This window comes from Rosettibacter sp. KY25, from assembly GCF_057554405.1.
In genome coordinates this window covers 22754-36209 of record NZ_BAAJAO010000025.1, presented here as the reverse complement: position 1 = coordinate 36209, position 13456 = coordinate 22754, and the positions used below count along the sequence as shown (strand labels likewise).

General features: G+C 31.7%; 6 protein-coding genes. All 6 read right to left on the bottom strand.

From position 1 onward, the window contains the following. The coding region (locus AC27L2_RS12320) for a DUF8488 domain-containing protein (RefSeq protein WP_487212060.1) at positions 1-2246 on the bottom strand (2246 nt) is incomplete at its 3' end. A 201-nt stretch (positions 2247-2447) separates the two neighbouring features. Then, entirely contained in the window at positions 2448-5318 is a 2871-nt protein-coding gene (locus AC27L2_RS12315) for a glycosyl hydrolase (RefSeq protein ID WP_487212059.1), read from the bottom strand. 25 nt (positions 5319-5343) lie between these two features. Beyond that, positions 5344-6975 carry a right-handed parallel beta-helix repeat-containing protein gene (locus tag AC27L2_RS12310; RefSeq protein WP_487212058.1) on the bottom strand — a complete coding sequence of 544 codons (1632 nt, stop codon included), beginning with the start codon at positions 6973-6975 and terminating at the stop codon, positions 5344-5346. Positions 6976-7160: 185 nt separating this feature from the next. Further along, on the bottom strand, positions 7161-9275 hold the full coding sequence (locus AC27L2_RS12305) for a TIM-barrel domain-containing protein (protein ID WP_487212057.1): 2115 nt from the start codon (positions 9273-9275) through the stop codon (positions 7161-7163). Between the two features lie 49 nt (positions 9276-9324). Then, positions 9325-12363, bottom strand: a complete 3039-nt coding sequence (locus AC27L2_RS12300; protein WP_487212056.1) for a rhamnogalacturonan lyase family protein — start codon at positions 12361-12363, stop codon at positions 9325-9327. A 109-nt stretch (positions 12364-12472) separates the two neighbouring features. Beyond that, positions 12473-13393 carry an alpha/beta hydrolase gene (locus tag AC27L2_RS12295; RefSeq protein WP_487212061.1) on the bottom strand — a complete coding sequence of 307 codons (921 nt, stop codon included), beginning with the start codon at positions 13391-13393 and terminating at the stop codon, positions 12473-12475. Between the last annotated feature and the right edge of the window lie 63 nt (positions 13394-13456).

Genomic DNA, 13456 nt, shown 5'->3' with positions numbered 1-13456 from the left:
TTATTTGAATGATTATCAATATCAAACTCAAGTTTTAATTTCTCTGCTTTTGAAATTTGTGAAAGAGGTAAACTTATTTTCCCAAGTTTAATACAATTGCCAATTGGAATTGTTTGCTTAGGCAATGAACCATGAGCAATTACAACACCTTCAGAGTTTATAACTTTCCATTTAGGAATTACATTTTCAAGCGGATGATTTCCAAAATGAAAAACTTCAAGTTCAGCTTCGAATGTTTCGTTATTCAGATAAACAAATTTTGGGATTCGTGCTAATGGAACAGTTTCACTAAAAAATTTTCTGAATTCTTCTGCTGTTATATATCCTTTTTCATCCCAAAATGCATCAAGAACTCCAACTAATGCTGTGCCTTGACCAGGATAATCATTAAGACTGAGTAATTGAATACCAGCTAATCCCTGTGTTCGCAAAGCAGCTTCAATTTCTGATTTATAACACAATACTTGTAATTTCCCGGAAGCCATTAAAAAATCTTCTTCCTGCTCCCCCATATAATTTTTTTCTAATTCTTCTTTGAATAATTCAAAATTTTTTGCCTTATAAACACCTGTGTATTTACTAATTTCTTTGAAGTTTGGAAAAACACAATGCTGCCCCATTTCATGAACAACATAAGGAACATTATAATTTTTAATTCTATCATAATAATCAAATTTACTATCAGGACGATTATCATCCCATGGAAGACCACGAGGTTCAGAGCGCACAATAAATTCACTTTCTGGCACAAGCGGCCAGCTTCTTCCAATTGAAGCACTTGTATAAACTCTTCGTGAATCTTTTTCTTTCCAGTACTTAACATATTCAGAAAGATATTTCACCTGATTTTTTCCTGCAGGCTCATTTCCATACGCCATCATGCAAAAAGATGGATGATTGCCGTAAGCATTAATAATTCTTTCTGTTTCTTCATAAAGATATTTATCAATTGGAAGGCTATCCCCCAAAGTTACACCATGATTTGCCCAACTTGGACCTTCAACCTGCAAATAAAATCCTAATTTATCAGCTGCTATAAATGCAGCTTCAGGAGGACACCATGAATGAAAACGCATATGATTCAAACCATAATTTTTGCATATAGCAAAGATTCTTTCCCATGGTTCAACTTCTGTTGGAGGATAGCCTGTTTTTGGAAATACACAATTCTCAACTGTTCCTCTTAAAAAAATTGGGCGACCATTGATTTTAAATCGAGTACCACTAATTGTAAATGAACGCATCCCAAATTGAATTTCTTGTGAATCTAAATTTTCAGATTCATTCAATAACACAGCAGTTAATTTATAAAGTGCTGGATTATATTCATCCCATAACAAAACATTCGAACCCATTGGATAATTAATTTCAATATTTGAGATTCCTTTCTTAACTAAAATCTTTTTAGAAATTGGTTTAACATTATGAATTGTTTTTGAGTTAAAAGACTGAGCACTAAGTTTAATTTTTGCAGTTATGTCGTTGTCTGTAATATTTTTAATAACAATCTTAACAAGTGCAGATTTATTTTCTACATTCGGAAAAATTTTAATATCATCAAAATAAACTGGTGATACAGATTTAAGATAAATATCACCTACAATTCCATTCCAGTTCCCTTGAGTTTGGTCTGTAATGCTATGTGAATCTGGACCAACATTTATTTCTTTAATTCGATTATCAATTCTTATTGTTATGAGATGTTTTCCAGGCGTTAATATTTTTGATAAATCATATCGATGAGGAGTTGAAAGACTATTTTGCATTCCAACTTTTATTGAATCAATCCATAATGTTGTTTCCCAGTGTGGACGCTCAAGAAATAATTCAATCTTTTTATCTTTCCAATCAACTGGTATTTCAACTACTTTTTGATACCATGCAGCTCCAATGTAATGTTTATTTGGTGTTAACCAGAATGGAAATTTCAAGTTATCTTTTTTGCGATATTTAGCCATCTCAGGTCGAAAATACCATGAGCTGTCATAAATGCTTCCTGTCCATTTTGTATTCGTGTCAGGGTCATAACCTTTATTATTATCCCTCATTGCACCAGGTAAATTAACACTATCACTTAATTTTGTCTTATACCAATTCTGTTTGATTCCAATATCTTCAGGGTCAATTTGAAAATACCAAATTCCTTTTAATGAAATTATTTTTTGATTTACAGATTGTGAAAAATTAAGAGAGGACAAAATAAACAACATCATGAAAGCAATGATTATTGTTTTGATTTTATTCATATACACCCCTTAATAATTTCCAAATACCATTGAAGTAGCAAATAATTATAAATTAACTAATCTTGATTCTTATATCGATGCATCGGAAATATTTTTAATTAAGAAAGAACTTCGAAAAAAGATTAGCATGTGATGAGAATATAGACACTAATTTCACTAATTAGCACTAATTAATTCGTGTAAATTCGTGCAATTCGTGGCTCACTGATATTTTTTGTTAAGTCCAATTAATTTAACTGGTCCAATTAAACCTGATTCAAGTGGTTCCCAATTCTTTGCAGTGAACACACCATTCTCATCTAAATTTTTTCTTTCACGTGCTGCAAAATTGATGTTGTAAAATTTTTTATAATTAATTCCATTTTTATCCATATAGATAATTCTATTTGCCATTAAATTTGTTACATGAATTTCAAGTTCATTTACTGGTAGTAGTTTATCTTTTTCAATTGTCAACTGAAATTCTGGCCCAATCAATGTTGCTAATTTTTCTCCATTCAGATAAACTACAGCTGATTCACACACTTTGCCAAGGTGGAGTAAATATGCATCAGCTGTAAAATCTGGTTTCTTAAAATTTGTTTTATAACTCGCAGTCCCAGAAAACCATTTCAACTCATCAGAATGAAGAGTCCATGATTCCAATTTTTTAGTTGAATATGATTCGGGCAAAGTAGGACCTCCTTTAACAAAATCAATTTTCCATTCACCATCAAGAATCATTTCATTACTTGTCTTATCATAAAATTTATAGTTGTCAATGCTAACTTTTTCTGGATACCATTGAAGAATAAGTGTTTCTCCCTTATTCAATTTTATAAAAACTTCAGAACCATCTTCTAAATTTCTAATAGCAGCTTTTCCAATTTGTTTATTCATTGGATTGAACCAAACAGCATCTTTGCCGCTTGCATAAACTTTAATCCATTGATTAATTTCATTATCTGTCCAATTGCTGATAAAATAACAAACGCCTTCTTTTCTATTTATTCTGTTAAACCAGAGTCCAATTTTTGCCATTGGTTCTGGATATATTTTTATTTCATGCAGAATTGATTCAATATCATCTCCTTTAATTAATCTTCCTTTACCAACATTGCAAACAAAATAATTCCCTTTTGAAATGAATTTTATTTTGTTTTTTATTTCTCTGTAAATTTTTTGTTGATTTTCTAAATTATGTAAGCCAGAAACATCCTCAGGAAAATCTTTATGAAAAATTATTGTTGCTCCATTCTCAGCTAACTTAATTAATTTTTGAATTGTATTTAGAGGAATGTAATTGCAGTAAGGAATAATTATAGTTTTATATTCAGAATAGTTATTAGAAATAATTTTTTTATTTGAAGAAGTTAATTTTTGAATTTGTTTATCGGAAATAAAATCAAAAGTAAATCCATTACTTAAAAACATTTCACTTAGATTCTTGAAATCATCAGGCAATTCATCTTTTCCTGTGCCAAAATGTTTAAGCAAAGTTTTGCCTTTATCTGACCACACATCATAAATTGGGAAATACAATAAAATATCATTTGCTGGTTTAGAAGTTTGTAAAAATGATTGACAATTTGTTACATAAGAATTAATTGTTCTTAAATCTTCCCACCATGTATTTGTTGGTGCAAAATGAACTGAAGCATAGAAAAGCCAACCTGGCCAGTTTTCATTAATTGGTGAGTATGGAGTTCCATGATAAACGAGATGATTGACGCCATTTGCAAAATACAAATCAAAATTCTTTTTGACCTGATGAAGAGTTGAAAGAAAATGTTCATTCAACCATGTTGCAGCTTCAGCGGATATTAATGATTTTCCTGAGACATGACCAGCCGAAGTTGCCATTTTTATGCGTAAAGGTAATGAACCTTCCGTTTCAGGGATATCACTTGCTGCATACAAATCTAAAATATTAGCAGGTGAACCATGAGCTTGATTACGAATTATTGCATTATATTTTCTTGACCATTGTTTCCATGGCAAAGTAAATCTCTTTAAGAGTAAATCAGAAATAGTTTCTCTGAAATCACAAAGAATTCTTTTATTAATTTCTTCGGAATCATTTCCAAACAAGGCAGGCAAATAATTTCTTAAATCGTAACCTCTTAGTTTTATAAATTCTTCGAACATTAATGGTGTCCAGTCAGATTCACCTTCAGCATCATCAACTTCATAAGAATCATTAAAAAAAGCTCGAATGCCATTCAAATTTATACCCGCAGCATTTTTATCAAAAAAATTCAGATAATTTTTTATTGCATTTTCAGAAAAATGGTCGATAACATTTCCCTCGCCTCCTTTTGAAGCACGTTCAACCATTTTACCATGCCAGCCTTGAAATACTGCATAAAGTTTCCAATTGCCTTCTGGTGCAATCCAGTCTAATGTTCCATCAGTTTTTACTTTTTTTGTAAGATTAATTTTAATCCCGTTTTCATTGTATGCAACAAGCGAAACTAAAGGTAGTTCTCTTTCAAAGCGAACCTGGTCTAATGCAAGTTCCTGCAGATTTGTATTACTATTTATTGGATACTTAATTTGAGAAATGTCAACTTTATGTCCAACAGCTCTAACCAACGGTTCCTGAACATATTTTATTTTCTCATTTAATTTTTCGCCTGATGATAAAGTATAAATTTTATATCTAACATTTTTACATGCATCATCATCCGAAACCCAAGGACCGCCAAATGGCCAGCCTGATGCATTGGCAACATCAACTCCTAAACCTAAATTTTTTGCTTGTTCTAATGTAAATTTTAAAAGCTGCATCCATTCAGGAGATAAAAAATTCACGAATTGATTTTCATATCCTTTCACACCATAAATTGCTGTAACTTCTACTCCACCAAATCCAGCTTTACTAAGTTCTTTTAGATTTAATTTCAAATCTTGTTTGTTAACTGCACTGCCATGCCACCACCATCTCGTCCATGGTTTTGTGATATTTGATGTTGCAGGCCATTCAATTTTATAATGATTAGTTTGACTTAATGCATGAGATGAAATCAAAAAGAAAAATAAAATTAAAAAGCAGTTCAAAAATTTTTTCAAATAACAAATTTTTCTTTTCATTTTATTTTTTATTTGTTAATGTGATTTATTTCAGTAGAACAAATTGCTTGGTGATTGATTTTCCATTAGCATTCAAATTGCAAAAATAAATTCCACTTGGCAAAGAATTTCCATCAAAACGAATTGTATGTGTCCCCCTGGTTTTAATTTCATCAACCAGTGTGCATATTTTCTCTCCCAATGAATTGTAAACTAAAACTTTTACATGTGATGAATAAGGAATTTTAAAAACAAAATTTGTAAATGCATTAAATGGATTGGGATAATTTTGATATAATTCAATTTCATCAGGAATATTTTTTTCAATATAATTAACTCTGGTTGAGTTTCGAGATTCCAATGCACCTAAATCTGGAGCTTTGCCAGTAAAATTAAAACCGATATCTAAACCTGCATCAACTAAAATACTATTTTGAGTTGGACGCATAAAATCGATATCAGGCAAACTGCCATCAGGTTTTCGCGTTGCTGTTAGTTGAGATATGTCAAGACTAACAAAATCATCATCTGAAATATTTAATCCAGAATCAAATGAATTATGTGAAAGAGTATTTTTTAAATTATCAATATATTCAGTGTGCGAGCTGACAGGTTTATAACTCAAATTGTTGATTAGAATATGGTCATAACCATTAAACCAAATATTGTCTATTTGAGGACTTTCACGATTCACCATATTAAAGTTCACATCGTTCTGATAAGCTGTATTGTTATACCATTCATTTCCAGTTAGATGATGATTCGAATAAAATCCATTTGCTTTATTTCCAACTGCAATACAAAATTTAATTATATGTTTTGGAACTGGATTGGGAATTTTATCAGCAGTATCATGTGCAAATCCGCCTGCTTTAAATCCATTCCCATCACCTAATTTTTCAAATAATGTAGAATAACCATTATAGAATGACCAACAGCTATCAAAAACAACTGATTCATCTGCTCTAATGATATCAAAACCATCATCACTATTGAACCATGCACGACAACCCTTAAAAATATTTCCTTTGCCTCCAGCATCTGGATGACAACCAAATCCATCTGTATTACTCCCAAGTTTGTCTTCTGAAACATTATCCCAATTTCGATATGCATCGCAATTTAGAAATAAATTATAACCGCCTTTATAATGTCTCAATCCTGTTCCAACATTATCATGCATACTAATGTTTTCAAAAATATTATGATTCCCTCTGCTGTAAATGCAATATGATTCTGTATGCCCAGTAATTGTAACTTGAATGCCTGTCATTTCTAATCCTTTTAGATGAATATAATTTCCAATAACATAAATACCTACAACTCTTTGATTAGCTGGTTTAATATCAGAAAAATCAAAAACTGGTGTTTCACCTGGATATGCCCAATATTTAATTGTGCTACCCTCTGTTCCACTTTTATCTAAATATGTAATGCAAGCAAAAAGATTTGATACTACTTTTGAAATCTGATTAGGACGAATTTTATACAATCCTCCTCTGATAAAAACAGTATCACCTGGCTTTGCAAGTTCTTGTGCTTTCTGAAGTGATTCTAATGGTTTATCTATTGTTCCTAGATTTGAATCATTTCCATTTGGGGCAACATAAATTTGGGAGATTATTCTAATATTCAATATTGCAATCAAGAAAAAAGTATTAATTATTATTTTACTCATGATTGAACTTTGTTTTATTGAAAGGATAATTCTTTTCAGAAAATTTTTAATGATTTCTTAATTAAAAAAATTTTGTGGGTATAATGTTTTGAGGGAAGAATTTTATTTTTAGAATCAGAGAATTAAAAAGTATGAAAGAACTTAATCATTTTGATAACGAAATTTTTATCAGTTCAAAAATTAATCTAATCATTCAGCCAGTTTTCCATAGATTCTAAAACATTCATATCAAATTTCTTCTTGGTAATTTCAACTGATTCTTTGTATAATTCATTTAAATCAGGCAATTGTAATTTAGAACCCTTACGAACAAAAAATGGAGTTTTATAATCAGGAGCATCAACTTCAATAAGAGTTCCACCTTTATATTCTTTTTTATTCCACTGGTCAATCCAAATTTCACCTTTTGGAAGATAAATTGATTTTTTAGTTTTTCCTTCTTCCCAGATGATTGAAACTAAAATGTCATCGCCAAATTTGTAAGTTGTCCAATCTTCCCAGCATTCTTTCTGATTTGGATATTCAAGAAATAAAGGTCTAATAATTGGCATTCCAGTTTTACTTGCAACTTCTGCATAATGATGGATGTAATCAATCAAATACATTCTTAACTTTGCATAAAATCTCCAAACTGCAAGTAATTCATGGTCGAAAGAAGGTTCATAATCCATATCCCAGAATACACGATTATTTGTTGGACCAACTTCCATAATTGGAGAAAAGCAGGAAAATCCAAGCCATCTTTTTGTTACTTCACGATTAATTTTTCTTGGGTAACCTCCAGTATCAGAACCCCAGATAGGATAACCCATTATTGCACATCTTTGTGCACCAATAATTACAGAACGAAGTCCTTCCGGAGGATTTCCAGTATCTCCCGCCCACATTCCTCCATATCTTGCACTTCCAGTATACTGAGCTCTTGGAAATAAAATAAAATCATCACCAAGTATTGGTTTTACAGCATCATAAGTAGCCTTTACATATTGTCGAGGATAATCATTATAATTTTCGCGGTAAGTTGTTCCTATAGATGTTTTCAGATGCAAAGAGTCAAGAAGTTTTTCACCATCTGCTCGGTCGAGTTTAAATCCTTTAATACCAAGTTTTGCCAATTTAGCAGGACCATTTTCTCCCCACCATTTGCATGCTTCGTTATTTGTGAAATCAATTAAAACCTGACGGGCTTTAACTCTATCACGGCTTATTAAAAAATATTTTTTTGCTTCTGCTGTGTCTGCCATTTTCCCCATAACAAAAGGAGCAATCCACATCATCAATTTAATATTTTTTGACTCGAGCCATTTTATCATATTTTCAAAATTTGGTAGTCGCTCATAATCAATTTCATAATCATCAAAACCTCTTGGTCCTGGTCCCCAGGGCCTATCAATCCAATAAGCAGTGCATGGAATATCGTATGCCTTCATCAAAAGAACTTCTTCAACAATTTGAGAATTGTAAGGTGCATGAACAATACTTCCATCAAAATATTTTTCATTATTAAAATGCTCATCTCTCCAACGCCATGGTCCAAAAGCCCATCTTGGTGGAACAAATGAAGGACCAGTTTCAAGTGCATGCCGTTTTACCAATTCTGCAGGTCCTTTATCCATCATTAATGAAAATGATAATTCAGGACCTTCAAATAAAATCTGAACATAATCTTTTTTCTCTTTACAAAAGTCTATTACTCCAGGCCAGGTTCCACGAACAAATAATGCATAATTATTAGATGAAATGTAAAAAGGGGCATAAGCTGAAACAGTTGGTTTTAGTTTAACATCAATTTTTTGCCCAAGAAGGTTGAGTCCTTCTGTTATTCCTTTTGCCCAAGATTTTTCCTGCTCTCCATCAACAACACGTTCAAATATGCCGGTAAAATATTCATCAGGTTTACCTTTTATGTTGATTAGCCATGCCGATGGTTTCACTTTGCTATTTCTAAGTATTAATGTGAAATCAATACTTTTTTCTTTTTCAATAGTTTCCAGTATTATTGACAATGAATCAATTTGCCAAGTATAAATTGCTTTGTTATGTGAATCTTTATTAAAAGCTGGTTTTCCTCTAAGCCAGATTTTTTTATTGTTCAGTATGAAACCAATACCACCTAATGTATCTTCAGGCTCAATTAAAACATCTTCTCCAAATGGATTATGAATTTTAATTGCTGCAAATGAATTATTATGACCAGAAATTACTATTCTTTTTTCTTTAGCATTTAGATTATTATTAATTACAATTAAGCCACATATTAAAAAGATTAAAGAGTTGTAGAAGAATTTCATTTTAATCATTACCAATACCTTTTAATTAATGACTTAGAACTTCATGTGTAATTTTATACTATTTCATAAAAATCATTTTTTTAACTGCAGTAAATTCTCCGGCATGAAGTCGATAGAAATAAATTCCTGAAGTTATTGAATTACCTAAATTATCTTTCCCATCCCAAACTATTGAGTGATATCCTGCATTGAATTCTTTGTCAACAAGTGTTCTTATCTCTTGTCCCAATGCATTATAAATTTTTAATGATACAAAACTTTTTTCTGGCAAAGAAAAATTAATAATGGTTTCAGGATTAAATGGATTTGGATAATTCTGGAATAGTTGATATTCAACTGGCAATGTTGTGAATTCTTCAACTGAAGTAATTTGTTTAGCTGAAATAGTTATTTCATCAAGATTTCCAAAATCAGAACCGTTTGTAGAAAATCTAATAGTATTATCATAACCATCATTGAGATTAACATCAACACTGTCGATTATATAATTTGTCCATGCACCTGTTCCTTTCATTGTTAAATTTTTTGAAGTTCCATTTACAATTAACAATCCAGTTCTATCAACATTTCCAAGTGCATATCTATAATATAATTTATGCACACCACCCCCAAATCCAGGCATGTAGGTAAATTCAACAGCACTATTGTTTGCATCAAAATTAGCAAAGCCGGTTCCATGATATCCTAAATGGTTATTATCTAAAAATACTGTTCCAATTATTGTTGCATCTTCTGCTTGAAAAGTAAAATAATCATCAGGGGTTATGCTTAAAACTTTAGAATGAAGGGATTCAACTTTATTCATATCAGTTACGGTTAATGAGTAATAATAAGTTTTCCCTTTAATAAGATTTTTATCAACAAAATATTTTTGATTTTTATTTACAGAAAAAATTTGTGGAGATTTCATATCAGGAGAATCTGAACGATAAATATTTACATTTGATATTGCATCAAGATTTTGAATTTCCCAAAGCAACAAAGCTGAATTCGAATCATAACGATAAGATAAATTTGTTGGTGCTGAAGGTCTAACTGTTGGAGTTATTTCAATAATTTCTGATAGTTGAGATTTATTTCCATGAGTATCGTAAGCAGCCACTGCATAATAGTAAGTAGAATCATATTTAACATTTGTATCAACAAATGTAGTTTTATTTCCAACATCAATAGAATCAGTAAAATAATTTTTATCAGTTCCTTTATAAATTATATAACCAGCTAAATCAGCTTCAGTATTTGCATCCCATTGAATAATGACTGTATCTCCTGATGAAAATCCTCTAATATTAATTGGTTTTGCTGGCGGTTTAAGACTATCAGGAATAAACATACTTTTACCAACAAAAAAGCTTGGATGAGGTGGCTGATTATATCCAACATTTTGCCATGCAATTGCAAGTCGATATTGTCTATCATGCATAAAAGTAACTAAGCGATATGTTGTTGGAATATTTGTAGTATAAATTCTGAGTGCAGAGTTATCACTTGTTCGCCAAATAACTTCCTCTCTCCAGTCACCAAATAAATCAGCTTGCAAGCAGGGAGTTGCTTTAGTTCCATTATTAGATGCACATCCTTCAGCTAATAATAAGATTGGATTTGTGCTACCATCATATTTTCGAATGTTAATATTATCAAGCAACTCGCGTTCGAGGTCATCATCCCACCAGATAACAAAATTAGAAGAAGGAGGATTTGGACCAACTTTAACATTTTTGGCACTTCGCAAACCATCGGTTCCACCCCAGCATTCCATACCTTCGTACGAATCAAGAAGATTAGCAGCAACACCTCTACCAACATCACCTGGACCTGTACCCCAAATAACTTTGCCAGTTTTTCCATCAAGAAGTGCAGAACCTACAGCTGCATTTTCATGAATGCCCCATATTTCTAAACCTGGGTGTTCAGGGTCAATATCAGAAACATGCAAAGCATCGCCATGGCCCAATTTTGAATTCCATAGACCAGTGCCATCATCATCAACAGCCATTGCACCATAAATTATTTCATCTTTTCCATCACCATCAAGATCCGCTACACTCAAATTATGATTCCCCTGTCCAACATAATCAGGATATCCATTATTCGTATCAAAAATCCATCTTGTTTGAAGTTGATTATTTCTCCAATCCCATGCAACGAGAACTGTTCTTGTATAATAACCGCGGCACATAACTACGCTCGGATGCACGCCATCAAGATAGGCAACACAAGCAAGAAAACGGTCGACTCTATTTCCATATGAATCACCCCATGAACTAACATTTCCACGTGGAGGTAAATAATCTTTTGTAGCTAAAGCTTCACCAGTTTTGCCGTCAAAGATTGTAAAATATTCAGGTCCTGATAGTATGTATCCACTTGAATTCCTATAATCGGCATTAGCATCACCAATGACATTACCTTTACCATCGATTGTTCCATCTGCTGTTTTACATGCTACTTCTGCTTTGCCATCTCCATCTAAATCATAAACCATAAATTGTGTGTAATGCGCACCTGCTCTAATATTTTTGCCAAGGTCAATACGCCACATTAATGTTCCATCCAATTCCAAACCATCAAGATAGACATTTCCTGTATAACCACTTTGTGAATTATCTTTTGAATTCGATGGGTCCCATTTAAGTACAATTTCATATTCACCATCACCATCTAAATCTGCTACACTTGCATCATTTGGACTATAAGTATAACTAACTCCATCAGGTGTTTGTCCACCTGCTGGTCTTTGCAAAGGAATTGTTTTATAAATCTGGCTCCATGGTGTAATTTCATTTGATGCTTCTTGTTCAATACCATTAACAATTGGGACAACAAAATACTTATCATTTAATGTTCCTGCAGTATCAACAAAATTTGTTGAACTAAAAATTGGTTCATTATTTATTTTAACATGATTACGGTAGATATTAAATTTTACATCAGCAGAATCAGAAGCAAGCAGCCTCCAGCTCAAGAAAATTCCTTTATCTTTTGCTGGAACTGCAATTAAACCTCTGTTTAATTTTTCCAATTGTTGAATTTGAGCCAAACTTTTATTCACAATTAGAACAATGATAACCATCAATAATATCATTGCTCGCTTCATGATATTTCCCTCTAAAGATATTTATGAAAAGATTTTAAATGATTTTCAAAATAAAAGTGGATGCAAATTAATTCAGAAGAGATAGAATTTATCATCATTTGAAAAATATTTAAGGTAAAATTGAAATTTCTTTTAGCCACAATTCAGCTAACTCACTCCAAGTGTTTGTAGAGATAGGATTATATCTCAAACCAATGTTATGTTTACCACCAGCATAAATATGAAGAGATGATTTATTTTCTTTTCCATTTTTCTTTAATGCTGTGAAATAAAAAATGCTGTTCATGCAATTTACCCCGTTATCATCCATTGCATGAACAATAAAAGCAGGCGGTGTAGTTGAATCAACCTGCTGTTCGCATGAAAATTTTTTAACTAAAAATTCAGATGGATTTTCTCCCAATAAATTATCTCTGCTCCCTTTGTGGACATATGGTAATTCCATTGTAATTACAGGAGAAATTAAAATAGTAAAATTTGGTTTGAAGGGATAAACATCAAGCGAATCATTTACCTTTGACCAATCATCTTTAATTGTAGAAAGACATGCAGCTAAATGTCCTCCAGCTGAACCACCCATTACACCAATTTTATTTGTATCAATACCATATTCATTTGCATGAGCACGAATATATCTCATAGCTCTTTGTGCATCTTGCAACGGCGCTTTATAACTTTCAATAACATCAGGTGATTGTGGAAGTCTGTGAATTAAGACAAATGCATTAATTCCCAAAGTATTAAGCCATTTTGCAAGTTGAAATCCACCAACTTCATAAGCTAATCTTACATATCCTCCACCAGGAATTATAAGAACAGCAGCTCTTTTATTTTGAGAATCTGGGGTTTTGAATTCATAAATTCCAGGTTTACTTACTCTATAAATGCGTTCATTTGCTATGCTGTCTTTGATTTCTATTCCTCTGCTGTTTGGCATATTATTATTCCAGAGAGGAATAAATTTTTGAGCGTTAATACTTATGCTCATCAAAATTGATAATAAAATTATGAGATAGATATTTCGTTTTATCATGATTTATCAAATTTGTTTTTTATAATTTTCTTAAAAAATAAAAAAGTGGTCAACCAAATT

What these genes read in the sequence shown, in the direction of transcription:
- AC27L2_RS12315 (WP_487212059.1), bottom strand. Translation starts at nt 5,318, where the DNA reads ATGAAAAGAAAAATTTGTTATTTGAAAAAATTTTTGAACTGCTTTTTA.
- AC27L2_RS12310 (WP_487212058.1), bottom strand. Translation starts at nt 6,975, where the DNA reads ATGAGTAAAATAATAATTAATACTTTTTTCTTGATTGCAATATTGAAT.
- AC27L2_RS12305 (WP_487212057.1), bottom strand. Translation starts at nt 9,275, where the DNA reads ATGATTAAAATGAAATTCTTCTACAACTCTTTAATCTTTTTAATATGT.
- AC27L2_RS12300 (WP_487212056.1), bottom strand. Translation starts at nt 12,363, where the DNA reads ATGAAGCGAGCAATGATATTATTGATGGTTATCATTGTTCTAATTGTG.